Origin of the sequence: Thiomicrospira sp. (genome assembly GCF_036568485.1) — a bacterium.
Taxonomy (GTDB): domain Bacteria; phylum Pseudomonadota; class Gammaproteobacteria; order Thiomicrospirales; family Thiomicrospiraceae; genus Thiomicrospira.
Genome location: NZ_DATCSL010000032.1, coordinates 1 through 23,396, shown reverse-complemented (window position 1 = coordinate 23,396; position 23,396 = coordinate 1). Strand labels below are relative to the sequence as shown.

Annotated in this window: 26 protein-coding genes; 15 read left to right on the top strand and 11 right to left on the bottom strand. The window is 45.0% G+C overall.

The features are described from left to right. Positions 1-31 precede the first annotated feature (31 nt). Complete coding sequence (locus VIM91_RS03205; protein WP_331863379.1) at positions 32-664, top strand: HPP family protein; 633 nt, start codon at positions 32-34, stop codon at positions 662-664. A 6-nt stretch (positions 665-670) separates the two neighbouring features. Here VIM91_RS03205 and trxA read toward each other — a convergent pair whose 3' ends face one another. Further along, complete coding sequence (trxA, locus tag VIM91_RS03200; RefSeq protein ID WP_331863378.1) at positions 671-1,051, bottom strand: thioredoxin; 381 nt, start codon at positions 1,049-1,051, stop codon at positions 671-673. Between the two features lie 41 nt (positions 1,052-1,092). Continuing rightward, positions 1,093-2,478 (bottom strand): class II fumarate hydratase, encoded by a 1,386-nt coding sequence (locus VIM91_RS03195; protein ID WP_331863377.1) that lies wholly within the window; start codon positions 2,476-2,478, stop codon positions 1,093-1,095. Between the two features lie 141 nt (positions 2,479-2,619). Between VIM91_RS03195 and VIM91_RS03190 the strand changes: the two genes are divergently transcribed. Then, positions 2,620-4,143 (top strand): hybrid sensor histidine kinase/response regulator, encoded by a 1,524-nt coding sequence (locus VIM91_RS03190; RefSeq protein WP_331863376.1) that lies wholly within the window; start codon positions 2,620-2,622, stop codon positions 4,141-4,143. 24 nt (positions 4,144-4,167) lie between these two features. Then, complete coding sequence (locus VIM91_RS03185; protein WP_331863375.1) at positions 4,168-4,839, top strand: response regulator transcription factor; 672 nt, start codon at positions 4,168-4,170, stop codon at positions 4,837-4,839. Between the two features lie 80 nt (positions 4,840-4,919). Here VIM91_RS03185 and VIM91_RS03180 read toward each other — a convergent pair whose 3' ends face one another. The 3 genes from VIM91_RS03180 to ettA are packed head-to-tail and all read right to left on the bottom strand — an operon-like array spanning position 4,920 to position 8,041. Continuing rightward, a complete protein-coding gene (locus tag VIM91_RS03180) occupies positions 4,920-5,402 on the bottom strand; it encodes a DsrE family protein (protein WP_331863374.1) in 483 nt (160 codons plus the stop codon). A 31-nt stretch (positions 5,403-5,433) separates the two neighbouring features. Beyond that, positions 5,434-6,351, bottom strand: a complete 918-nt coding sequence (locus VIM91_RS03175; RefSeq protein ID WP_331863373.1) for a sensor domain-containing diguanylate cyclase — start codon at positions 6,349-6,351, stop codon at positions 5,434-5,436. Positions 6,352-6,370: 19 nt separating this feature from the next. After that, the gene (gene ettA, locus VIM91_RS03170; RefSeq protein ID WP_331863372.1) at positions 6,371-8,041 is read right to left on the bottom strand and encodes an energy-dependent translational throttle protein EttA; all 1,671 of its coding nucleotides are present in this window, start codon (positions 8,039-8,041) and stop codon (positions 6,371-6,373) included. 170 nt (positions 8,042-8,211) lie between these two features. On the opposite strand from ettA, the gene glyA reads away from it, so the two are divergent. The 8 genes from glyA to thiL all read left to right on the top strand — a co-directional run bounded on the left by glyA (position 8,212) and on the right by thiL (position 15,069). Beyond that, on the top strand, positions 8,212-9,483 hold the full coding sequence (glyA, locus tag VIM91_RS03165) for a serine hydroxymethyltransferase (protein WP_331863371.1): 1,272 nt from the start codon (positions 8,212-8,214) through the stop codon (positions 9,481-9,483). Between the two features lie 58 nt (positions 9,484-9,541). Further along, complete coding sequence (gene nrdR / locus VIM91_RS03160; RefSeq protein ID WP_331863370.1) at positions 9,542-10,018, top strand: transcriptional regulator NrdR; 477 nt, start codon at positions 9,542-9,544, stop codon at positions 10,016-10,018. 29 nt (positions 10,019-10,047) lie between these two features. Continuing rightward, the gene (gene ribD / locus VIM91_RS03155; RefSeq protein ID WP_331863369.1) at positions 10,048-11,196 is read left to right on the top strand and encodes a bifunctional diaminohydroxyphosphoribosylaminopyrimidine deaminase/5-amino-6-(5-phosphoribosylamino)uracil reductase RibD; all 1,149 of its coding nucleotides are present in this window, start codon (positions 10,048-10,050) and stop codon (positions 11,194-11,196) included. Positions 11,197-11,231: 35 nt separating this feature from the next. After that, positions 11,232-11,888, top strand: a complete 657-nt coding sequence (locus tag VIM91_RS03150) for a riboflavin synthase (RefSeq protein WP_331863368.1) — start codon at positions 11,232-11,234, stop codon at positions 11,886-11,888. Positions 11,889-11,971: 83 nt separating this feature from the next. Next, positions 11,972-13,087 carry a bifunctional 3,4-dihydroxy-2-butanone-4-phosphate synthase/GTP cyclohydrolase II gene (gene ribBA, locus VIM91_RS03145; RefSeq protein ID WP_331863367.1) on the top strand — a complete coding sequence of 372 codons (1,116 nt, stop codon included), beginning with the start codon at positions 11,972-11,974 and terminating at the stop codon, positions 13,085-13,087. A gap of 4 nt (positions 13,088-13,091) precedes the next feature. Beyond that, on the top strand, positions 13,092-13,553 hold the full coding sequence (gene ribE, locus VIM91_RS03140) for a 6,7-dimethyl-8-ribityllumazine synthase (RefSeq protein WP_331863366.1): 462 nt from the start codon (positions 13,092-13,094) through the stop codon (positions 13,551-13,553). Then, complete coding sequence (nusB, locus tag VIM91_RS03135) at positions 13,553-14,044, top strand: transcription antitermination factor NusB (RefSeq protein WP_331863365.1); 492 nt, start codon at positions 13,553-13,555, stop codon at positions 14,042-14,044. The genes ribE and nusB overlap by 1 nt, the downstream gene beginning before the upstream one ends. A gap of 83 nt (positions 14,045-14,127) precedes the next feature. Continuing rightward, the gene (gene thiL / locus VIM91_RS03130) at positions 14,128-15,069 is read left to right on the top strand and encodes a thiamine-phosphate kinase (RefSeq protein ID WP_331863364.1); all 942 of its coding nucleotides are present in this window, start codon (positions 14,128-14,130) and stop codon (positions 15,067-15,069) included. A gap of 51 nt (positions 15,070-15,120) precedes the next feature. Here thiL and VIM91_RS03125 read toward each other — a convergent pair whose 3' ends face one another. Then, entirely contained in the window at positions 15,121-16,197 is a 1,077-nt protein-coding gene (locus tag VIM91_RS03125; protein ID WP_331863363.1) for a 3-deoxy-7-phosphoheptulonate synthase, read from the bottom strand. Between the two features lie 245 nt (positions 16,198-16,442). On the opposite strand from VIM91_RS03125, the gene VIM91_RS03120 reads away from it, so the two are divergent. Further along, on the top strand, positions 16,443-16,742 hold the full coding sequence (locus tag VIM91_RS03120; RefSeq protein WP_331863362.1) for a DUF3579 domain-containing protein: 300 nt from the start codon (positions 16,443-16,445) through the stop codon (positions 16,740-16,742). A gap of 145 nt (positions 16,743-16,887) precedes the next feature. Here VIM91_RS03120 and VIM91_RS03115 read toward each other — a convergent pair whose 3' ends face one another. From VIM91_RS03115 to VIM91_RS03095, 5 genes are all read right to left on the bottom strand, one after another. Then, positions 16,888-17,670 carry an A24 family peptidase gene (locus VIM91_RS03115; RefSeq protein ID WP_331863361.1) on the bottom strand — a complete coding sequence of 261 codons (783 nt, stop codon included), beginning with the start codon at positions 17,668-17,670 and terminating at the stop codon, positions 16,888-16,890. Between the two features lie 3 nt (positions 17,671-17,673). Continuing rightward, on the bottom strand, positions 17,674-17,967 hold the full coding sequence (locus VIM91_RS03110) for an STAS domain-containing protein (RefSeq protein WP_331863360.1): 294 nt from the start codon (positions 17,965-17,967) through the stop codon (positions 17,674-17,676). Positions 17,968-17,981: 14 nt separating this feature from the next. Beyond that, on the bottom strand, positions 17,982-18,359 hold the full coding sequence (queD, locus tag VIM91_RS03105; protein WP_331863359.1) for a 6-carboxytetrahydropterin synthase QueD: 378 nt from the start codon (positions 18,357-18,359) through the stop codon (positions 17,982-17,984). A 160-nt stretch (positions 18,360-18,519) separates the two neighbouring features. Then, positions 18,520-19,398, bottom strand: a complete 879-nt coding sequence (locus VIM91_RS03100) for a farnesyl diphosphate synthase (protein ID WP_331863358.1) — start codon at positions 19,396-19,398, stop codon at positions 18,520-18,522. A 65-nt stretch (positions 19,399-19,463) separates the two neighbouring features. After that, on the bottom strand, positions 19,464-20,330 hold the full coding sequence (locus VIM91_RS03095) for an SDR family NAD(P)-dependent oxidoreductase (protein WP_331863357.1): 867 nt from the start codon (positions 20,328-20,330) through the stop codon (positions 19,464-19,466). Between the two features lie 169 nt (positions 20,331-20,499). Here VIM91_RS03095 and VIM91_RS03090 point away from each other — a divergent pair, with 169 nt between their 5' ends. The 3 genes from VIM91_RS03090 to nadA form a co-directional block, all read left to right on the top strand. Continuing rightward, positions 20,500-21,222 carry a DUF502 domain-containing protein gene (locus VIM91_RS03090; protein WP_331863356.1) on the top strand — a complete coding sequence of 241 codons (723 nt, stop codon included), beginning with the start codon at positions 20,500-20,502 and terminating at the stop codon, positions 21,220-21,222. A gap of 77 nt (positions 21,223-21,299) precedes the next feature. Then, complete coding sequence (aspS, locus tag VIM91_RS03085) at positions 21,300-23,084, top strand: aspartate--tRNA ligase (RefSeq protein WP_331863355.1); 1,785 nt, start codon at positions 21,300-21,302, stop codon at positions 23,082-23,084. 6 nt (positions 23,085-23,090) lie between these two features. After that, positions 23,091-23,396 (top strand): quinolinate synthase NadA (gene nadA / locus VIM91_RS03080; protein ID WP_331863354.1); only part of this gene is annotated, 306 nt, incomplete at its 3' end.

Below are 23,396 nucleotides of genomic sequence, written 5' to 3'. Positions count from 1 at the left end.
TCATTAAAGAGATTAACAAAAGGCGGTGAGTATGTTTGTGGTTTACAGTCCAGAAGGTCGCAATTTTATTGGTGCTGAGCCGACCAATAAAGCCACGAAAGTCAACCCAGTGACACCGGCCGAATTTAAAGAAACCATGATGGAGCTGGATAAGGATTACCCAGCCGAAGCTCAGCGCCACCAGCGTGCTAATTATGCATTGGGTCAATACCAAAAACAGCTTGAAACCATGAGTGATCGGCACGTAGTCGTAACGGTGTCGGAGATTATGTCCAGTCCGGTGATTAGCTTGCCACCCAGTGCTACCTTAACTGAAGCTTGGGATATTATGCAGCAACGACGGATTCAGCATATTCCGGTGGTAGATGGGCAGAGGTTGGTGGGGATTTGTTCGTCGCAAGAATTGTTGCGCCATGTGATCGTGAATCAAGCGAATCAAATTCAAACGCCGGCCGATCGTGCCATTATGGATATTGCCAATCCAGAAGTGGTGACAACCTTAGCAAATGTTGACGTGCGCCGAGTGGCCTTTATGATGAGTCAATATCGGATAGGATCTTTGCCAGTCATGTCTGAAGACGGTCATCAAATGATTGGCATGATTACGCGTTCAGATTTAATCAAGCGGTTGGCTAAACTGCCGCCGCTTGAAATTTATGCTTAAGCCAAATTAACTTTGGACTTGATCCGCTTGTTGCGATTTTGCGACGTCTTCATGAACCTTCTGCATGTCTAAACCACGCAATTGAGCAATCGCTTCTTCTAAGTTGCTGGCTGGAATCGCGCCAGGGTTGGCATAAACCACCACTTTTTCACGCATTAAAGCAAGCGTTGGGATCGAGCGCACTTGAAACATACCAGCTAACTCTTGCTCTTCTTCGACATTGATTTTAGCAAACACAATGTCTGGATGTTTTTCAGATACTTCCTCAAAAACAGGGCCAAATTGTTTGCAAGGACCACACCATTCTGCCCAAAAGTCTAAAATAACCATGTCGTTATTATTAATGGTTTCGTCAAATTGGGCGAGGGTTAGATTGATTACGGCCATGAGGTTTCCTTTCTTTCGTTTTATAAATGATTGCTTCGGCTTTACACCGATGGCGTGCCGCCATGCGTAAGCTTGGCTGGGTCTAAATAACCTAATAAAGTGGCTTCATCCAAATCCGTCATTTCTAAGGCGACCTCGAGCACAGGGCGCGCGCTACGGTATGCTTCTTTAGCAATAGCCGCGCCTTTTTCATAGCCTACCACAGTATTTAAAGCCGTGACTAGGATTGGGTTAATGTCGAGCGCTTTTTTAAGCTGAGTTTGATTAACCTCAAATCCGGCGATAGCTTGATCTGCTAACTGTCTAGCCGCATTGCTGGCCAAGTTTAAACTGTTGAGTAAGTTGTCAGCAATCATCGGTAGCATGACGTTAAGCTGGAAGTTGCCAGACTGGGCACCAATTGTGATCGCCATATGATTGCCCGTTATTTGCGCCGCTACCATCGCTACCGCTTCAGGAATAACTGGGTTCACTTTACCTGGCATAATTGAACTTCCTGGCTGTAAAGCGGGTAACTGAATTTCGCCTAAACCGGCTAGGGGGCCCGAGTTCATCCAGCGTAAATCATTAGCGATTTTTATTAAACTGGCCGCTAATACATTAAGCTGACCGCTTAACTCAAGTGCCGTGTCTTGTGAACTGAGCCCGATGAATAGGTTCGGCATTGGGCTGAAGTTTTGCTGAGTTAACTGTGAAAGTTTTTCGCAAAAACGTGTTGAAAACTCAGGGTGAGCATTGATGCCTGTGCCTACGGCAGTGGCGCCTTGAGGTAACATTAATAAACGTATTTTTGTATTTTCAAGGCGCGCAATGTTGTCGGCAATTTGTGCTCCCCAAGCCGATAACTCCTGGCTAAAACGGATTGGCATGGCATCCATTAAATGGGTGCGTCCGGTTTTTACCACATCATCAAGTTCAGTTTCACGTGCTTTAATAGTATCGGCTAAATGTTTTAAGCTTGGAATTAATTGTTGCTCTAATACCAAAGCCGCGCTTACGTGAATGCTGCTTGGAATGACGTCGTTCGAGCTTTGGCTCATATTGACATCATCATTAGGGTGAATTTTAACTTGGCTGAGCTGGCTAGCTAAGTTTGCGATCACCTCATTTATATTCATGTTAGTGCTCGTGCCAGAGCCAGTTTGAAATACATCCACTGGAAACTGGTGATCATGTTGGCCGCTCAAAATCTGCTTGACGGCTTGTTCAATCGCATCAACCTTGGGCTGTTCGATTTGGTTTAAATCCAAATTTGCTTGCGCGCAAGCAAGCTTGACGTAGGCGAGAGCGTGGATAAAAGCCGGCGCCATTCCGCGCCCACTAATCGGAAAGTTGTTAATTGCACGCTGGGTTTGCGCGCCGTAAAGTGCGTTGGCCGGAACCTCAAGGGATCCCATGCTATCTTGTTCTATACGAGTTTTTGACATGGTTAAAGACGGTCTTTTTTGAATTAATAAAGTTTTAAAATGAATGAGCCTTTTTTTGTCCGGATGCGGATCTATCCCTAGGCTTATAAATTATTGGTATCATTTTACGCATCTTTCATTCAAAAACCCATAGGTTGCATAATGAAGCGCAAAAAACTGTTAAAAAAATGGGCTAAACAAACCAAGAAAAACCAACGACTAATTAAAGAGTTGGCTGACGCAAAAGCCCTAAATCAGTTTTACGCGATTTGGACGCATGAACTGCGTTCACCTTTGAGCGTGGCCGAAGTGACGCTGGCTGAATTAAAAACACACCACTTGGTTCAAAATAACCATGCAAGCGACCACCAGGCCTGGTGGTTACTTGAGTCTGCCATGCAGCAGGTTTCCATGTCGGTTAATGATTTATTAGGTTTGGCACAAGTAGCGAATCAGCGCTTAATTATTCAGCGGCAGCCATTTAATCTACAAAGCGTTCTGCATGAATTAGAAGCCATGTCACTTAAATTGTTAGGCGATAAAGCGATTAAGTTGGTGTTTCAGCCAGTCGATGCTGATGTTTGGTTAAATGGTGATGCGTTTCGTTTAAAGCAAATTCTGCTCAATTTATTAGCCAATGCCATCAAATTCACTCAGCAGGGACAGGTTGCGTTGAACTGGCAACGTGACGCTAAAGGGGTAAGATTTCAAGTCCAAGATACGGGGCCAGGTTTGTCTGCCTCACAACAAGCGCATCTGTTCAAACCATTTCACCAGTTGTTGCAAAGCCAAGCGGGTGAGACTATAGGGTCGGGTTTGGGTTTATTTATTGTTCAGTCGTTGGTTCGAGCTATGCAAGGGCAGCTTCAGCTCGAATCTGAAGTGGGTAAAGGGACCCGTTTTACCGTGCATTTGCCATGGTTGGAGGGGGGCGAAAACGCAAATCAAGCTACCAGTCTTACGCAAGATAAGGTGTCTGAGGCCTCTCAGATTCGTGTGTTATTAGCCGATGATTCAGCATTGAGTCGACGTCTTTTAATCAATCAATTAACCCATCCAAATATTGACTGGGTTGAGGCCGAAGACGGAGAGCAAGCTCTGCACTTATTGCAAAACCAGACATTTGATTATGTGATTTTGGACAGTTTTATGCCTAAGTTAAATGGTGATCAGCTCTGTCAGAATATTAGGCAGTTCCAAATGGACGGCCAGCAGGTTAACTTAAAAGGTTTGTTTTTAATTAGTGCCGAGCCAGCGGTGCTTGATCAGTTAAACCCTTGTTTTGATTATTGTTTAATTAAGCCAGTAGATCCTGTGCAATTAATTAAACGATTTGGATTATCCATGTCGCCAGCTTCAGAAAATCCAAAAAAAGACGATTGTAAAAATTTTATACATGATAAAATACCTAGTGATTTAACCGAAATGCTTCCTGAATTTATTAGGGAGGTTGAATACCTACTAGCTGAACTTGAGCTGTGTCTACGAACATCTCAGTATGAGACGTGTCGCGATTGGATACATAGGTTGAAAGGCAGCTGCATGCTGTTTCAGCAAAATGCTTGGTTGGTTGATATAGAGAGTTTGGAAACGGCCATTCAGCAAGAATTGCCACAAGACGCTTTAGAAAGGTTACATAAAATTCGTTCGCACGTTGTTCAGTTACAAGCGACTTGCGAACTTTAAGCATATTATTAGGGGTGTTTTATCATGGCTAAAAAGATCAATTTGTTGTTAGCGGAAGATCACGATTTAGTGCGCGCGGCTTTAAAGTCGCTGATTGAATCCGATGACGGGTTTAAAGTCGTGGCCGAAGCCGAAGATGGTATTACTTGTTTGGAGCAGGTACGTGCTAAATCACCTGACATTGTTGTTTTGGATTTGGCGATGCCAAAGCTAAATGGTTTAAATACCATTTCACAATTGAAGCGCCGTCATCAGGACACAAAAATTGTCGTATTAACGGCAGCTGAAACGCCAAGTGTTTGGCAGGAAGCTTTGGAGTTAGGCATTCATGGTATTGCGACCAAGTCAGTGAGCAAAAAAGAACTGTTGGATGGTTTGCGTAAAGTGATGGATGGTGAGCGGTTTGTTCATACTAAAATTCAACCTAGCGTGGCGAATTTCTTAGATGATGACCTGTCAATGAAGAAAAAACGCGGCATGCGTAAGCTTTCAGTTCGCGAAAAGCAGGTCACTAAGTTGATTGCTGAGGGTTATAAGACTAAAGATATCGCTGAAATGTTAGAGATCAGTGATCGCACCGTGTCTAAGCATCGTGAAAACTTGATGACTAAGCTTGGCGCTACCTCACCAGCTGAAATCACACACTATGCAAACGATACCGGTTTAACCAAGGTTAAGTTGTTAGAGATTGAGTAATTAATTGTTGTTGGTTTAATTAAGCTTAAAAAAAGCCGCGAGTTAATCGCGGCTTTTTTGTATCTAAAGTAAATGCTAACTTATTGAATTTTTAAGTAAGCATAACCTTCGCTTTGCAAAATTGCGATATCGTAGACACCAGAAGCAACCAGCTCAACACCGTCATAAAGTTTGTCTTCAGATAAACCTACTTCAGCTCGAGTTGTGTCACATAGTTTTACTTTAACGCCACGTGAGTTCATCAAGGCATCTAGGCGGCCCTTAAGTTCATCGCGACGCTCCAATAAAGCTTCATCATGCTCATAAGCGGTACCTTTTAAGGCGTCATCGGTTGTAAAGCGAAGACCATGACCCACAAATACTAATTGAACATCGGCATTCATTAATTGGTTTTCATAAGCGGTCATAATGTTATTAATCGAAGTAAGCGTAGCTGAATAACGGGTAACATCATTAAAGTCGACGTGATAGACCACTTTTGCCCCATCGTCCGCCGCCTGGAGTGGGGCGTTGAGTAGTACAAACATTAACGCTACTAGACTAAAGAGATTGAGTTTTTTCATGTTGTATCCTTTGATCTTAAGATCTATTTTTTTAGATGATTTTTGTAATTTCACGACTGCTACGCAGTTCGCGAATCGCGTCGTTTACTCGGTTAAATAAAGTGCGACTGTCCTCATCGGGTTGACGAAGTTCGGTCACACCGGCTTGGCTGGTTAAGCAGGTAACGGTGTTTTCATCCAAACGGATTTTGTAGCCCGAAATTTTTTCTTGTGCCAGTTTGGCGATGCGAAACGCATCTACGGCTTTTACTTCTGGTAAAACAATCATAAATTGATCACAACTCAAGCGTCCAATGTGCCCCAGGTTTCCGGCGGTTTGCTGGATAGCATGGGCGGCATTTAAAATGGCTTTATCGCCAAGCTCGTGGCCATAGCCATCAGTAATATTTTTAAAGCAGTCTAAATCAATTTTGATTAGAGATAACGGCTGCTTGTTTAGTTTAGCGGTGTTGATTAACTCATCGGCTAAATCTAAAAAGAAGTCACGATTATAAAAATTGGTGAGCGCATCGTTTTTAGATAAGTGTTCAATTTGTTCTTCCATGTGTTTGCGTGAGCTGATATTGATCGCTAGCCAAATGACCGCAGGTTGACCATAAACATCAGTCTGCAATGGATAAACACGTGCTTCATACCATTGGCCACCTTGCGGACCATTCGGGTCAATGCCTTGGACTTCATCATTGGCCAATTGGTATTCAATTTCTTGTAAGCGCTGAGTTTTAATGGCTTTTTGCACCACATTTAAAAAACGCATGGCCATTTTTTCCGGTAAAACTTCAGCGTAGGTTTTGCCGATTAGGGTGTGACCATCTGCATAAAGCGAACGTTCTTGGCCACCTATTATGTCTAAATAAGTACCATCTTCACCCATAATAAAAATCGGGTCAGGCATGGCGTTGGCAATCGCTTCAATATGTGAGTGTAGCGTTTGATCTGTTTGCGGCATTGCAGGATGCTCCAGTTAATTAATTCTTAGTTATTGGCTTATATTTGATGCGGTGCGGTTGAGCCGCATCCGCGCCTTTACGACGTTTATAGTCGGCCTCATAATCTGAGAAGTTGCCTTCAAACCATTCCACGTGAGAGTCGCCTTCAAACGCCAACATGTGGGTTGCAATACGGTCAAGGAACCAACGGTCGTGCGAAATCACCACCGCACAGCCAGCAAACTCAAGCAGGGCGTCTTCAAGTGCGCGTAAAGTTTCAACATCTAAATCGTTGGTTGGTTCATCGAGCAATAATACATTGCCGCCTTTACGCAGGGTTTTGGCTAAATGCACACGGTTACGTTCACCACCCGAAAGTTCGCCAATGCGTTTTTGTTGATCGCCGCCTTTAAAGTTAAAACGTGAACAATATGCGCGTGAGTTAACTTCAAAATTACCGACCATGAAAACTTCATCGCCACCAGAAATCTCTTCCCAAATGGTTTTGCTATCATCCAATGCATCGCGGCTTTGATCGACGTAAGACAATTGGACGGTTTCGCCAAATACGATGTCACCTGAATCCGCTTTCTCTTGGCCTGTGAGCATTTTAAATAGGGTGGATTTACCCGCCCCGTTTGGCCCGATAATACCGACAATGCCACCTTGTGGAAGCTTGAAGTTTAGATCGTCAATCAGTAAACGGTCGCCGAATCCTTTAGAGATATGATTGACTTCAATTACCTTATCGCCCAAACGTTCAGCCACCGGAATAAAGATTTCATTAGTTTCGTTACGTTTTTGGGTTTCGATACTGCTGAGTTCGTCAAATCGCGCCATACGTGCTTTCGACTTGGCGTGACGACCTTTTGGATTGGAACGAACCCATTCCAACTCGTGTTTAATGGTGCGTAAACGGGCAGCTTCTTGTTTCGACTCCTGCTCTAGACGTTTTTCTTTTTGCTCTAGCCAAGAAGAATAGTTGCCTTCATAAGGAATGCCTTGACCACGATCCAATTCCAAAATCCATTGGGCGGCGTTATCAAGGAAGTAGCGGTCGTGTGTAATCGCCACCACAGTGCCGGGGAATTCAAGTAGAAAACGTTCTAGCCAAGCAATCGACTCGGCATCTAAATGGTTGGTTGGTTCGTCTAACAACAGCATGTCAGGTTTTGACAATAATAAACGGCATAAAGCAACACGACGACGTTCACCGCCAGATAATTTGGTGACATCCGCATCCCAAGCCGGTAAACGCAAGGCATCCGCCGCAATTTCCAGCGTGCGATCTAAGTTATGACCATCCATAGCCTGAATAATGTCTTCAATTTCAGCCTGTTTTTGAGCGAGCTTGTCAAAGTCGGCATCGGGTTCGGCATAAGCGGCATAAATTTCGTCTAATTTAGCCATCGCTTCTTTAACTTCGGCCACGGCTTCTTCCACGTTCCCGCGCACATCTTTGGTTGGATCAAGCTGTGGTTCTTGCGGAAGATACCCAATTTTAATACCGGGCTGGGGACGAGCTTCACCAATAATGTCGGTATCTAACCCGGCCATGATTTTTAATAAGGTAGATTTACCTGAACCGTTTAAACCCAAAACGCCAATTTTCGCGCCCGGGAAAAACGACAATGAGATGTCTTTTAAAATGTGTTTTGACGGTGGAACCACTTTTCCAACGCGGTTCATGGTGTAAACAAATTGTGCCATAGGGGTTTCTGTGTCCATTCAATATCAATAAAGTTGCTCAACACTTTACCGAAATTTGCAGCTTTTATAAAGATCTTAACCGTATTTAGCATGGTGATTTTTTTTGACAGCTGTTAAAATTACCCCTTACCTAAAACTATCCCTATTTTTTACCGATTTGGAGTCCTTGCATGTTTAATAAAACCATGACCATTGCTGGCTATGACGATGATGTTGCTAATGCGATCGCAGCCGAAGCGAAGCGTCAAGAAGATCACATTGAACTGATCGCATCTGAAAATTACACCAGTCCACGCATTTTGGAAGCTCAAGGTTCTGTTTTAACCAATAAATATGCAGAGGGCTATCCATACAAACGTTATTACGGTGGTTGTGAACACGTTGATGTGATTGAAGCTTTGGCGATTGAGCGGGCTAAGAAATTGTTTGGTGCGGACTATGCCAACGTGCAACCTCACTCAGGTTCACAAGCAAATGCACCGGTTTACATGGCGTTATTAGAGCCGGGCGATACCGTTTTAGGCATGAGCTTGGCACACGGCGGCCACTTAACCCATGGTTCAAAAGTGAACTTCTCTGGCAAAATCTACAATGCAGTGCAGTATGGTTTGAATCCCGAAACCGGCGAAATTGATTATGAGGAAGTCGAGGCTTTAGCAAAAGAACATAAACCTAAGTTAATCGTTGCCGGCTTTTCGGCTTATTCGCAAGTGGTTGATTGGCAGCGTTTCCGTGACATCGCTGATAGTGTAGGGGCTTATTTGTTAGTGGATATGGCACACGTCGCTGGTTTGGTGGCCGCCGGTCTTTACCCTAACCCGGTGCAAATTGCAGATGTGACCACTACCACCACCCACAAAACTTTGCGTGGTCCACGTGGTGGTTTGATTCTGGCTAAAGCTAACCCAGAAATCGAAAAGAAACTGAATTCGTTAGTCTTCCCTGGTACTCAGGGTGGCCCATTAATGCACGTGATTGCGGCTAAAGCGGTGGCTTTCAAAGAAGCGATGGAACCAGAATTCAAAACTTATGCGCAAAACGTGATCAAAAATGCCCAGGCCATGGCTGAAGTGTTTATGCAGCGCGGTTTAGACGTGGTTTCGGGCGGTACTAAAAACCATTTGTTTTTGGTGAGCTTAATTGATAAGAAACTAACCGGTAAGTTGGTGGACGCGGCTTTAGGCGACGCACACATTACGATTAATAAAAACTCCGTACCGAATGATCCAATGTCGCCATTTGTAACCAGTGGTATTCGAGTGGGAACCGCGGCTGCGACCACCCGCGGATTTGATGAGCAAGATTGTCGTGATCTGGCCGGTTGGATGTGTGATGTGATTGATGCCTGTGATCAAGCTAACGAAACTTGGGATGCGAACGTAATTGCTGGTGTGCGCGAGAAGGTTAAAGCCTTGTGTGCGGCACATCCTGTTTATAAGTAATCATCCATTTTCTTAAAACAACAAGCACCAGGCCTGGTGCTTGTTTGTTGGAGCCTCTATGCATTGTCCTTTCTGTAATGCCCCAGATACAAAAGTCGTCGATTCACGCCTCGCAACCGAAGGGGTTCAAGTGCGTCGTCGTCGAGAGTGTTTGGAATGCGGCGAACGCTTTACCACTTACGAAAGTGCTGAGCTATCTTTGCCTCGCGTGGTTAAATCAGATGGCAATCGTGAACGATTTGATGAAGAAAAAATTCGTCGAGGTTTAATTAAAGCGCTTGAAAAACGTCCGGTGGCCAGTGACCGAATCGATGATATGGTGAACCATATTACCAAGTTAATGATGGCCGAAGGCTCGCGAGAAATTCCCTCTTCTCAAATTGGTGAATGGGTGATGCAAGCGTTGCGCGAGTTAGATCAGGTCGCTTATGTCCGATTTGCTTCAGTCTATCGTTCTTTTCAAGATGTGAATGCGTTTCGCGAAGAAATTGAAAGGCTCGTACAGGCAACGGCGGCTAAAGCTGAGCGTGGTTAAGATTTGATGAATATGGATGGGGCGATTGAGTGTCGGATCTTATGATAGTGAACCACCAGGCCTGGATGGATCGAGCCATCGAACTTGCCAAGCAGGGGGTATACACGACACGTCCTAATCCCGCTGTTGGCTGTGTGATTGTGAAAGATAACCAGCTCGTTGCTGAAGGTTGGCATGCAAAGGCCGGAGAGCCTCACGCTGAAGTCGTAGCATTAAATGCGGCTGGCGAACAAGCGAAAGGGGCGACGGTTTATGTAACGTTAGAACCTTGCTCGCATTTTGGTAAAACGCCACCTTGTGCCGATGCCTTAGTAGCGGCAGATGTTAAGCAAGTCGTCGTTGCAATGCAAGACCCAAACCCTCGCGTCGCAGGGCAAGGCTTGGCCCGTTTACAAGCGGCAGGTATTTCGGTCGAGGTGGGAATAAATTCGGCGCAAGCGGCACAATTAAACTTGGGGTTTATAAAACGTATGCAAACAAAACGTCCTTTTGTGCGCCTAAAGTTGGCCAGTAGTGTGGATGGCCGAACGGCGATGGCCTCCGGTGAAAGTGTGTGGATTACCGGAGAAGCGGCACGTGAGGCCGTACATAAGTTGCGCGCACGTCATGGCGCGATTATTAGTGGTATTGGCACAGTGTTAGCCGATGACCCAAGCTTAAATGTTCGTTTGCCCGCTGAGATGATGGCTGAACTTGGCTTGGATGAGGCTTTATGTCATCCAATTCGAGTGATTTTAGACCCAAACTTGAGCATGCCACTGGACGCTAAAATGTTAAGTTTGCCAGGACGCACTTTGGTGATGACCAGTCACCTGTCAGTAGAAAATAATGAAGACGTGGTGGAAAGCTTATTGGCAAAAGGGGCTGAAATTGTAGCGGTTCAGGCAGATGTCGATCGTTTAGATTTGGAAAGTGTTTTAGACTATTTAGCTCAAGAAGAGCAGATAAACGATGTGTTGGTCGAGTCTGGCGCGATGGTAGCGGGTGCTTTTGTTGAAGCGGGATTGGTCGATGAGTTGCATTGGTTTGTCGCTCCGCACTTAATGGGGCATCAAGGCAAACCACTCTTAATGCTGCCTGACTTGGTTGCTATGCAGGATCGGATTGGTTTAAAAACCAAATCCGTTGAGGCCGTCGGCGATGATTGGCATTTTGTGTTTGGGTTCGCCGCTCAATAATTTGGCTCAATCTCATAAACAATAAAAGGCACGCCATGTTTACAGGAATTATTCAAGCGCAGGGTCAAATTCGTCGGATTGAACCACGTCAGGGTGATTGGCGTTTAAGTGTTGATGTCGGTGATTTGGATATGTCGGATGTGCAGTTGGGTGACAGCATCGCGACAAATGGTGTTTGTTTAACTGCGATAGAATTTGACTCAACATCCTTTGTCGCTGATGTGTCAGCGGAAACCTTAAAGGTGACGACCCTAGGGCAGTTAAAAGTGGGTGCCAAAGTGAATCTTGAAAAAGCACTGCGTTTACAAGACCGATTAGGGGGGCACTTGGTGAGTGGGCATGTTGACGGAGTCGGTATTGTCAAAGCGATAGAAGCCGAGGCGCGTTCATGGCGTTATAAAATTGAATCACCGCGTGAGATCGCGCGTTACATTGCGCAAAAAGGTTCGGTATGTATTAATGGGATCAGCTTAACCGTTAATCAGGTCGAGGATTGTGTGTTTGATGTCAATATCGTGCCGCACACACGAACTCAAACCAATATAGTTGAATGGCAACTTGGCACCCAAGTTAACCTAGAGGTCGATTTGTTAGCACGTTATTTAGAGCGTTTATTAACAGGGCCTAAAGTTGAATCGACTCAATCGGATTTAAATGTTGAGTTTTTAGCTCAGCATGGCTTTATGTCATAATTTAGGTTGATTAAAGCCCAAAATACGCGATAGGTTACCCGCGCAAACCTTTTTATCAAGGTCGCGAGAATAAAAGGAAAAACATGCAGCTAAGTTCGATAGAAGAAATTTTAGAAGATTACCGTCAAGGCAAAATGGTCATTCTGATGGATGATGAAGATCGCGAAAATGAAGGCGACTTGTTGATTCCAGCCTCGGCGGTAACAGCGAGCGATATTAACTTTATGGCGCGTTATGGGCGGGGTTTAATTTGTCTGACCTTAACCAAAGAGCGCTGTAAGCAGTTACATTTGCCTTTAATGGTTCGAGACAATCAAGATCCACATGGCACCAACTTTACGGTCTCAATTGAGGCCGCACAAGGGGTTTCAACCGGTATTTCAGCATCGGATCGAGCGGTGACGATTCAAGCGGCGGTCAAATCCGACGCGACCCCAAGTGATATTATTACCCCAGGGCATATTTTTCCACTTATGGCTCAACCTGGTGGTGTGCTTACACGCGCCGGCCATACTGAAGCTGGTTGTGATTTGGCTCGTTTGGCCGGGTTTGAAGCGGCTTCTGTGATTGTTGAAATCATGAACGAAGATGGCACTATGGCACGACGTGACGACTTAGAAACCTTTGCTGAAGAGCATGGTCTAAAGCTAGGCACTATTGCGGACTTAATTGAATACCGTTTAAAAAACGAAAAAACGGTTGAACGCGTTTCTGAGTGCGCCTTACCGACCGAGTTTGGTGAATTTAAGTTGATTGCTTATGAGGATGCGCTAGATCACAAAGCGCACTTTGCCTTGGTGTATGGGAAAATTGATCCCAGCCAGCCGACTTTAGTGCGGGTTCATATGCAAGATACCTTGTGTGATTTATTGGGCGCCCAGCGTGAAGAGTGTGGTTGGCCGTTACGCTCAGCAATGGCGCAAGTCGCGCAAGCTGGATCAGGTGTGATTGTATTGTTGCGTAAACACGAAGAAGCGAACGAATTGCTAGATCGAATTGCGCATTATCAGTTGTCGGATCGCGGGATCAGCGTGCCTGAAGTGGCGGCTGAGGATGACGCGAAAACCTTTGGTCTGGGCGCACAGATTTTAGCGGACTTAGAACTCAAACAGTTACGTGTCATTGGTTCGGCCTGGAAGCTGAATGCATTAAGTGGTTTTGGTTTAGAAGTCACCGAATATATTGAAAAACAAGGATAAAAACATGAAAGTAATTGCCGGAAATGTAACCGCACAGAATATGAAAATTGGCATATTAGTGGGGCGTTTTAATAGTTTCGTGGTGGATCATTTAGTGCAAGGTGCGGTGGATGCGATTGTGCGTCACGGTGGCAGCGCAGATGCAATTGAACAGGTATTTGTGCCGGGAGCGTTTGAAATGCCGATTGCCGCACAAAAAATGGCTGCGTCTGGTAAGTATGATGCGATTGTTGCGCTTGGTGCCGTGATCCGTGGTGGTACACCACATTTTGAATATGTAGCGGGCGAATGCACGAAGGGTTTAAGTCAGGTCATGTTGAACCATAACATTCCGGTGGCCTTTGGTGTGTTAACCGTTGATTCAATTGAACAAGCGATTGAACGCGCCGGCACCAAAGCGGGCAATAAAGGAGCAGAAGCGGCGCTGTCTGCAATTGAAATGGTTAATGTACTGAAGCAGATTTAATGAACGATCCAAAAGAATTGGCGGACTTAATTAAGCAGCCGTCGCAAGAAATTGAAGAGCAAGAAACGCAAGCCAGTCCGCGTACGCAAGCACGCCGTGTGGCATTGCAAGCCTTGTATCAGTGGCAGGTGAACCAGGAAGAAGTTTACCTGATTGAAAAGCAGTTTTTTGAAGACGGGCTGCTGTCTAATTTAGATCGCGAATGGTTTAGAGAGTTGTTAGCACAGGTGTCTGCGCAAGCCGAGCAGTTAGATGAAGCCTATGTACAATTTATAGATCGTTCCGCTAAGCTAATCAATCCGGTTGAGCGTACGATTTTGCGTATGGCGACTTATGAATTGCAAACCCAAATGCAAATTCCTTATAAGGTCGTGATTAATGAAGCGGTTGAGTTAACTAAACGTTTTGGCGCTGAAGACGCACATAAATATATCAATGGTGTATTAGACAAGGTCGCGAAAAAGCTGCGCCCAGTCGAATTTTCAGCTTAACTATTTTATTAGCAAGCCCACGTCAATCCATCGGATGCCTCTATCTGATTTGGCGTGGGCTTTTTGCTTTGGGTAATCCGCTTATGGAATTTGATTTAATTGAGCAATATTTTAAACCCTTAAGCCAAACCACCAGGCCTGGTGACTTAGCTATAGGCGATGATGGCGCCCTGATTACACCACCGCTGGCATCACAACTGGTGGTGGTAACGGATACGTTAGTCAGTGGGGTGCATTTTTTGCCGGATGCTGAGCCTTATGATATTGGCTGGAAATCTTTAGCCGTAAATTTGAGTGACTTAGCCGCCATGGGTGCGCAGCCGGCTTTTTATTCATTGGCGCTCACTTTACCCCATCCGAACTCAAGCTGGTTAGCGGAATTTAGCCGAGGTTTGCAAGATTGTGCTCAGCCTTATGCGATGCCGTTAATTGGCGGGGATACCACTAAAGGCCCTTTGTGCATTAGCGTCACTGCGCAGGGTTGGGTGCCTAATGGCGAAGCCTTGCTTAGAAGTGGTGCCAAGTTGGGGGATGATATTTATGTCAGTGGTGGGATTGGTGAAGCCGGCTTGGGGTTGAGTCTAGCTAAAGCGGGCCGAGCCGGTGATAATGCGCAAGAAATCTATGCGTTAGACTGCCTTAATCGACCTCAAGCTCGAGTCTCACTTGGTGTAGCCTTGCGAAATGTGGCAACCAGTGCGATTGACGTGTCAGATGGTTTGTTGGCTGACTTAAACCATATTTTGCAGGCTTCCAATTTGGGGGCGGATTTGAATTTAAGTGATATTCCATTGAGTCAGGCTGTCAAAAATTGGGGACAGGCCAATCTTGTTCAAGCTTTAAATGCAGGCGATGATTATGAACTGTGCTTTACCGCACACCCGCGTGAACGTGGAGCGATTGAAGTCTTGTCTGGTCGCTTAAATCTTCCGATTCATCGGATTGGCAAAACACGTCAAACACCAGGCCTGGTGGTCGATGGTTTAGAGGGGGTTGAAGGTGTCCGAGGTTACGAGCACTTTTAAGTGGTGTTGTTTTTGGTCGTCGCCCCTAGGGAGGGGCGACACCGCGGAAAATTAACGTGAGACGTTTTTCATTTTGCGGCGGGCTTGCACACCTTGTGCCAAGTTTTCCAATAGCTTAACACTGCTATCCCAGTCAATACAGGCATCAGTGATACTTTGCCCATAAACTAAATCTTGATCTGAGATGACATCCTGGCGGCCACCAACCAGGTGGCTTTCAACCATGGCACCCATAATATGTTGAGAACCACGCGCTAATTGGTCGGCAATCGATTGCGCGACAATCATTTGGCGTTCATGGTTTTTGCTGCTATTAGCATGACTACAATCGATCATCAAACGAGCTTGTACTTCGGCGGCTTTCAGTTGATTGACCGCATCAGCGACAAATTCTGGTTCGTAGTTAGGGCCAGAGTTACCACCACGCAAAATCACATGGCAATCTTGGTTGCCTGTGGTGGAGAAGATCGCTGAATGGCCTGTTTTGGTGAGCGATAAGAAAATATGGGGTTTGTTAGCCGCTCGAATGGCATCTACCGCCACTTTAAATCCACCGTCGGTACCGTTCTTAAAACCTACCGGGCAGGAGAGACCAGAGGCCAGTTCACGGTGCCCTTGACTTTCTGTCGTGCGAGCGCCAATCGCGCCCCAGCTAATTAAGTCCGATACGTATTGTGGCGAGATCAAATCTAAAAATTCGGTTGCAGCGGGCACACCTAAGTTATTTACATCCACTAAGAAACCCCGCGCCAACTCTAGCCCTTTGTTGATTTGAAAGGTTTCATTTAAGTCCGGGTCGTTAATCAAACCTTTCCAACCCACAGTAGTACGCGGCTTTTCGAAGTAAACGCGCATGACAATTAACAAATCTTTATTGAACTGATCAATTTGTTGCTTTAAGCGCTGGGCATACTCCATGCCTGCTTTTGTGTCATGGATCGAACAGGGCCCAATGACGACTAATAAACGATCATCTTCGCCGGCTAGAATTTGATGAATTTGTTGACGCGTCTCATACACGGTTTTGGACGCGATTTCCGATAAGGGAAACTTTTCGTGTAGATCAATTGGCGGGCGCACTTCTGTAATATGGTTAATGCGAAGGTCGTCAGTTTGATATTGCGTCATCTTTGTTCTGTATCCTGCGTTTTTGGGCGGCATAAAATCCGTTTATTATAAGCCAAATAGGTATCTGACTCCTACCAAAAACCGGCTGAATTTATTAGTTTTGAATTATTTATTGTAACTTTTGAAGCTCGATAGCCTGAATCAATGGGGTTTTTAATAAATTAAATGGCTTCAACGGTATTAAAAAAAAATTACTATGCTAAAATTTGCTTCAATTAAATTGATTCAAAAGAAGTGGTGAAGTCTTGGCCCAACACTGCAAATACATTATTGAAGGTATGACAGAAGACGGACGTAAATTCCGTCCGAGTGATTGGATTGACCGTATTTCTTCGATGATGGCTTCCTACGGACAATCTCATCGTTTGGTTTATTCAGAACTCTTACATCCAGAACTATATAATGGTGTGAAATGTTTAATTATTGATACGGAGCTGGAGGTCAAAAATCCCAGCATGTTTGAATATGTGATGCATTTTGCCAAAAGCAACAATCTAAAAATGTCTAAGGTGTGTGACTTAGAAAACGTCAAACTGGGGGCATAAACCCCCGTTTTTGATCCTTTGATTTAATCACACCTTTGAAACTACCAGGCCTGGTGGTTTCTGCTTCATCCTTTCCAGTGTTCTATTCAGCATATTCGTGATTAAATTTTACGGCTTCTACTGCTTTAGGTATAACGATTTTTATCTATAGTAACCATTCAATTAAAGCTTGTTCGCCCAAAAACAATTGCAATGCACCGCCAATAGCCAAAAACGGGCCAAATGCCATATGGCTTTGCCAGGCTTGTTTGCGTGTGATAATCAACAGAATCGCAATAATTAAACTGCTGATCGCGGCGATCACAATAATTTGTGGCAATGCGCTCACACCAAACCAAGCACCCAATGCGGCGGTTAATTTAAAATCGCCATATCCCATGCCGTGTTTGCCGGTTAGTCGAAAATGTATTTGATATATCAACCAGAGAACACCATAACCAAATACCGCACCTAATATTGCTTGTTGCGGATCGGTAAATTGGCCAAACGCGTTGATGACTAAGCCAAGCCATAGTAGTGGCAGGCTAAGGTTGTCGAGAATTAAATGGTGCTCAAGATCAATAACGCTGATGGTGAGGAGCCATAGTAAAAAAACAGTACCAATTAGCCCGTTCATATTAAACCCGAATTGCCAAATGGCGAGAACGGCTAGGGCGGACGCACTGATTTCAATGATGGGATAACGCCAAGAAATGGCTTGTTTGCAAGTTTGGCAACGACCTAAACTTATTAGCCAGCTAATAAGAGGGATTAATTGATACCAAGCTAACGGTGACTCGCATTTCGGACATTGTGATCGTTCAAGGCTAATGGCTTTTAGTTGCTCATCAGCAGGGTGGAACATAAGGCGTGGTAAACGCCAACTGAGCATTGAAATAAAACTGCCCAATACCAAGCCTAAAAGGGCCGTAATTAACAGCTCACTCATCGGCTAGACCATCTTAAATAGTTGTTCGAATCGAACCACTTCAAATATTTTTTGTATGTCGTGCGACATGTTTTTGATCGTAATTTTGTTGGCATCTTGCCCCATGCGATCACGCATTTGCAACAACATACCTAAACCACCGCTGTCGATATGGTTGCATTGCGAAAGATCAATAATAATGTGGTCGAGTTGTTTTTGAGTGTAAGCATTTTCGAATTCATTGAAAATATCAACGGTTAAGGCACCAATCACTTGGAGGTGAAGGGTTTTGTTTTCTATGTGACTGCTTATACTCATAGGGTTCTCCCAGTTTATTCAGAATAGATCACGCAGTTCCGATCATTTTCCCAAATGATGATGCTGTGCATTTTGATGTCTTCAGTTTCAATGCGTTTTGCCATTTCGGTGTAAAGGTATTGCGCGATATTTTCGGCGGTCGGGTTGACACGTTGAAAATGCGGGTGGTCGTTCAAAAAGGTATGATCTAGTTCTTCGACGGCCTGCTTGGCATGTAGTTTGATTTTTTTAAAATCAATCAACATGCCAATCTCGTTCAGTCTGTTGCCACACACTTGCACTTCAACCTTCCAGTTGTGGCCATGCAGTTTTGCACAGTCGCCATCATAGCCTCGTAAACTGTGAGCCGCGGCAAAGTCGAGTATTGTTTTAAGGGTAAATTGCGGTGCCATAAGTTCAGTCTTCTACTCATTAATTTATTTAAAATCAACGCGTTGTAAGACGCGGATTCATGCGGGATGCTGTTTGCATCCACAAAAAGAGGGTGGCAGGAGTAAATCCATCACATCAAACTGTGTGGAATTCTGCGTTGCTTAGCTAATTATAACGAAATTAGTGTTGGCGCTGGGCAATAAAGTTAATTAAATCATGCAGGAAGGGGCTTTGAAAAGGTAAGTTTTGATGCTGTTTATGCGCCAGATCAATTGTTTGGTCACGTAGGGTTTTGGCTGCTTGCATTCCGAGCAAATTTGGGAAGGTCGATTTGTTGAGTTGTTGGTCTCGACCTTGAGTTTTCCCCAGTGTCTCGGTGTTGCTTTCGATATCAATAATGTCATCTTGTATTTGAAAAGCTAAGCCAAGCGCGTCACCGAGCTTTGATAAGCTGGTCTGGTGCTGTTCAAAATCAGCATGTGGCACGGCACCCAGCAATAATGCGGCTTTAATGAGTGCGCCGGTCTTCATCTGGTGGAGTTGGGTGAGTTTGGCTAAATCGAGCTGTTTATTTTCACTATGGATATCCAATATCTGGCCACCAATCATGCCATTAGGCCCGCTGGCTTGGCATAGTATATTTAAGCTTTTAACAATTGTCGGCGCTGAAAGCTGTGTGGCATTAGTTAGGATTTCAAAAGCCAAGGTTTGTTGAGCATCTCCCACTAAGATTGCGGTGGCTTCATCAAATTGTTTGTGACAGGTGGGCTGGCCGCGCCGTAAGTCATCATCGTCCATAGCGGGCAAATCGTCATGCACAAGCGAGTAGCTGTGAATCAACTCAATCGCACAGGCCGCTGGTTCAAGTTGCTGGCGTTCGAGCCCCAAGCCTTCACCAATTGCAAATACGAGAGCTGGGCGAATACGTTTGCCTGGGCTTAAGCTGGCATAACGAATCGCTTGGTTTAAAGGTTCGGGTGTGGTTTGTAGGTAGTGATCCAGTGTCTGGTTTAATACCGCTTCTAAATGTTGTTGATAGGCTTTTAATTGGGCGTTCACAGGGCGCTCGTTTACTTAAATTGAATTTTGATTTGTGATGCTGTGGTTATTATACCAGGCCTGGTCTAGCGTCGACCATCGCCACCGGCTTTCGCTAATACCCAGTCGAGAGTGCGAGTGGGTAACAAGCGTTTAAGAAAAGCGAAAACCTTGGTTGGTAAAGTCACACGGTAGCGTGTTTTAGGACGCTTGGATTGCAAAGCGTGCAGCAAAGCTTTGCTCACCGCTTCTGGGCCTAAGGTAAAAGGTGCAGAGGCTTCTGTTTTAGCTAAGCGTTTAATCATGGATTGATAGTTTTTTTGATGCACTGAATGGGATGATTGAGGCTCAACCCATTGTTTAAATTCACGATAAGCGTTCGCTCGAAATTGCGACAATATAGGGCCGGGCTCGATTAAGCTGATTTGGATCGGATCGTGTTTAAGTTCGACTCGTAACGTGTCGGCCAAGCCTTCAATCGCATATTTGCTGGCGTTATATGCCCCTCGATAAGCCATGGCGGCAAAGCCCAAAACCGAACTGTTGTAAATGATACGGCCTTTTCCCTGGTGGCGCATGTGTTTAATGGCCAGATTGGTGAGTTGCTGAGTGCCGAAGACGTTAGTTGCAAATTGGTGTTCAAGTGCCTCTCGACTAAGATCTTCAACCGCGCCAGGTAAGCCAAATGCCGCATTGTTAAATAAGGCATCAATCTGGTTATTACTGAGTTCAAGCGCTTCTGACCAAGCTTGGTCAATGGATGCAGGATTCGCTAAGTCGAGTTGAATCACGTGTAAGCCTTCTTCGCGCAGGCGTGCCAAGTCTTGCGTTTTGCGTGCGCAAGCAATCACTCGATAGCCCAGGTTTTGTAAGGCATGAGCACAATGATGTCCAATACCACTTGAGCAACCGGTGATTAAAATTGTTTGTGGCGGTAGGATAGGGGTGGGCATGATTTTTGAGTCCTAATCTTTAAAGCTTGACGAATTGTCACCAAATTAACATAAAAGCGGTTTTTATCGCTAGCCATTGTTGGAATAATATCGAACGAGCGAAAGTGGATTGGTGTCGCATGATGTTTCGTTTCAGGTATAATGTGGAGCTTAATTTTTCGGGGTGGATATGGGTGTTTTAAAACGCTATTTTGTAGCAGGTTTATTAGTTTTGCTGCCCTTATGGATTACTTTTGAAGCCTTGCGTTTCTTAATTGGTCTGTTTGATCGTAGCTTATTGTTGTTGCCTGCTAAGTACCAGCCTGATGCTTTGTTGGGTTTTGATATCCCTGGGTTTGGTATTGTCGTCTCGGTGAGCATTATTTTGCTAACGGGTATGTTGGTGGCGAATATCTTAGGCCATCGTTTAGTGAGTTGGTGGGAGCGATTTTTATCTAAAATTCCGTTGGTTCGCTCGATATATAGTGCGGTTAAACAGATTGCGGAAGCCTTATTTGGTGCAGGGGATCAGACTTTTCAAAAGGTTTATTTGATTCAGTATCCGCGTCCAGGTTTGTGGACTTTGGCATTTCAGACCAGTAAGAATCGTGGTGAAGCTCAGGTTAAAACCGGAGTGGTGGGTACCATAAACTTATTTGTGCCGACTACGCCCAACCCGACCTCCGGCTTTTTTATTATTGCCTCTTTGCATGAAGTGGTTGAGTTGGATATGTCGGTAGACGATGCGTTAAAAATGGTAATTTCTGGCGGGGTGGTGGTACCACCTTGGCCACAGCCCACAAGTGAGCCGACATTAAAAGCGATTACGGTTCAGGATCTTGAAATTGCAAATGACAGGGCTGAACCAGCGTTAGAGAATAAACCTAGTAAAGATAACGAAAATAACATTTAAGAATAATTATTAAAGAGTATGGCGCGAACATTTCGTAAACTGCTGTATTTGTTTTGTTGAATAAGAAAGGAAAAACAATGCGTACACACTACTGTGGTCAAGTAACAGAAGCTTTAATTGGTGAAACGGTTAGCGTCGCGGGATGGGTTCATCGCCGCCGTGACCATGGTGGTGTTATTTTCATCGATTTGCGTGATCGTGAAGGCATGTTGCAAGTAGTGGTGGACCCGGATACGGCTGAGATTTTTGCGAAGGCCGAGCATCTACGTGCTGAGTGTGTGTTGAGTATTACGGGTCGTGTACGCGAACGTCCAGAAGGCACCACTAACCCTAACTTGCCAACCGGTATGGTTGAAATGTTGGCAAAAGACCTAGAAGTTTTAAGCATGGCCGAGCCGATTCCTTTCCAGCTAGACGACAAACAAGTCAGTGAAGAGGTGCGTTTAAAGTATCGCTATATTGATTTGCGCCGTGACGAAATGCAAAAAACCTTAATGTTGCGTTATAAGGTTACGCGTTCGATGCGTAACTATTTGGATAATAACGGTTTTATCGATATGGAAACGCCGATTTTAACCAAGTCTACCCCAGAAGGCGCACGTGATTATTTAGTGCCAAGTCGTACGCACGAAAACAAGTTTTTTGCTTTGCCTCAATCGCCACAGTTGTTTAAGCAATTGTTGATGATGTCGGGCTTTGATCGTTATTACCAAATCACGCGTTGTTTCCGTGATGAAGACTTGCGCGCGGATCGCCAACCTGAATTTACCCAGCTCGATATTGAAACTTCATTTATGTCTGAGGCCGATGTCATGGGCATGATGGAAGGGCTTACCAAAACCATCTTTAAAGAAGGTATTGGCGTTGATTTTGACTATGACTTCCCACGCATGACCTATGCGGATGCGGTAAAAAAATACGGTATTGATCGCCCAGACTTACGTATTCCACTAGAACTAGTGGATGTGGCGGACTTATTGCAAGATATTGATTTTAAAGTGTTTGCTGGTCCAGCAAAAGATCCGAATGGTCGCGTTGCCGCTTTATGTGTGCCGGGTGCGGGCGATATGTCGCGTAAAGAAATTGACGATTACACCAAGTTTGTCGGCATCTATGGCGCCAAAGGCTTGGCTTATATCAAAATTAACGATATGTCTGCCGGAATTGATGGTTTGCAATCACCAATTGTCAAATTCTTCCCAGATCAAGTGATGCAGATTCTTGAACGTGTCGGTGCTAAAGATGGTGATATCGTGTTCTTTGGTGCGGATAAAGCTAAGATTGTGAATGAAGCCTTGGGCGCCTTACGTGTCAAAATTGGTGAAGATCGCAAGCTGTTTACCGAAGCCTGGAAACCGGTTTGGGTGGTTGATTTCCCGATGTTTGAAATCGATGAAAAAACCGCGCGTGTGGCCGCTATGCACCATCCGTTTACTCAACCCAAAGCGACCACAGAAGAAATTTTAAGCAGTAAAGAGCCAGGTCAAATGCTGGCGCGTGCTTACGACCTAGTGATCAATGGGATTGAAGTCGGGGGTGGTTCGGTTCGTATTCACGAAACTAAAATGCAAGCCGCAGTATTTAAATTATTAGGTATTTCAGATGAAGATGCGCAAGATAAATTTGGCTTCTTACTTAACGCCCTGAAATATGGTTGCCCACCCCACGCAGGTATGGCGTTTGGTTTAGATCGTTTAATTATGTTGATGGCCGAACGCGAATCCATTCGCGACGTCATTGCTTTCCCGAAAACACAGTCAGCCGCGTGTTTGCTAACGGAAGCACCAGGCCTGGTCGATATGGCTCAGTTACGTGAGTTAAACCTGCGTTTAAATAAAAAGGTCGCAGACGCGCCAAAGTAGTCGCCTATGAGCCACTTACAGAAAGAGATTCCGCTCCAACTTGTGTCTCGTATCAACGAGTTGGCGGCGGATGCGCCACCCGCACAAAAGTTAAATGCGGAAGATAAAGCCGCGTTAATTACACGCATTAAAAAACTTTTGAAGCAGCGAAATGCGCAGATTGTGGCGCACTATTATGTCGATGCCGATCTTCAAGCCTTGGCGGAAGAAACCGGCGGCATAGTGGCGGATTCGTTGGAAATGGCCAACTTTGGTGCGCAGTCAGATGCGGATGTATTGGTGGTGTGTGGTGTGCGGTTTATGGGTGAAACC

Coding starts and splice junctions, on each gene's coding strand:
- VIM91_RS03205 (WP_331863379.1), top strand. CDS start 32: ATGTTTGTGGTTTACAGTCCAGAAGGTCGCAATTTTATTGGTGCTGAG.
- VIM91_RS03190 (WP_331863376.1), top strand. CDS start 2,620: ATGAAGCGCAAAAAACTGTTAAAAAAATGGGCTAAACAAACCAAGAAA.
- VIM91_RS03125 (WP_331863363.1), bottom strand. CDS start 16,197: ATGACGCAATATCAAACTGACGACCTTCGCATTAACCATATTACAGAA.
- trxA (WP_331863378.1), bottom strand. CDS start 1,051: ATGGCCGTAATCAATCTAACCCTCGCCCAATTTGACGAAACCATTAAT.
- VIM91_RS03175 (WP_331863373.1), bottom strand. CDS start 6,351: ATGCCGCAAACAGATCAAACGCTACACTCACATATTGAAGCGATTGCC.
- nusB (WP_331863365.1), top strand. CDS start 13,553: ATGAACGATCCAAAAGAATTGGCGGACTTAATTAAGCAGCCGTCGCAA.
- thiL (WP_331863364.1), top strand. CDS start 14,128: ATGGAATTTGATTTAATTGAGCAATATTTTAAACCCTTAAGCCAAACC.
- glyA (WP_331863371.1), top strand. CDS start 8,212: ATGTTTAATAAAACCATGACCATTGCTGGCTATGACGATGATGTTGCT.
- VIM91_RS03115 (WP_331863361.1), bottom strand. CDS start 17,670: ATGAGTGAGCTGTTAATTACGGCCCTTTTAGGCTTGGTATTGGGCAGT.
- VIM91_RS03185 (WP_331863375.1), top strand. CDS start 4,168: ATGGCTAAAAAGATCAATTTGTTGTTAGCGGAAGATCACGATTTAGTG.
- VIM91_RS03150 (WP_331863368.1), top strand. CDS start 11,232: ATGTTTACAGGAATTATTCAAGCGCAGGGTCAAATTCGTCGGATTGAA.
- nrdR (WP_331863370.1), top strand. CDS start 9,542: ATGCATTGTCCTTTCTGTAATGCCCCAGATACAAAAGTCGTCGATTCA.
- VIM91_RS03180 (WP_331863374.1), bottom strand. CDS start 5,402: ATGAAAAAACTCAATCTCTTTAGTCTAGTAGCGTTAATGTTTGTACTA.
- queD (WP_331863359.1), bottom strand. CDS start 18,359: ATGGCACCGCAATTTACCCTTAAAACAATACTCGACTTTGCCGCGGCT.
- ribE (WP_331863366.1), top strand. CDS start 13,092: ATGAAAGTAATTGCCGGAAATGTAACCGCACAGAATATGAAAATTGGC.
- aspS (WP_331863355.1), top strand. CDS start 21,300: ATGCGTACACACTACTGTGGTCAAGTAACAGAAGCTTTAATTGGTGAA.
- VIM91_RS03090 (WP_331863356.1), top strand. CDS start 20,500: ATGGGTGTTTTAAAACGCTATTTTGTAGCAGGTTTATTAGTTTTGCTG.
- ettA (WP_331863372.1), bottom strand. CDS start 8,041: ATGGCACAATTTGTTTACACCATGAACCGCGTTGGAAAAGTGGTTCCA.
- VIM91_RS03195 (WP_331863377.1), bottom strand. CDS start 2,478: ATGTCAAAAACTCGTATAGAACAAGATAGCATGGGATCCCTTGAGGTT.
- VIM91_RS03095 (WP_331863357.1), bottom strand. CDS start 20,330: ATGCCCACCCCTATCCTACCGCCACAAACAATTTTAATCACCGGTTGC.
- ribBA (WP_331863367.1), top strand. CDS start 11,972: ATGCAGCTAAGTTCGATAGAAGAAATTTTAGAAGATTACCGTCAAGGC.
- VIM91_RS03110 (WP_331863360.1), bottom strand. CDS start 17,967: ATGAGTATAAGCAGTCACATAGAAAACAAAACCCTTCACCTCCAAGTG.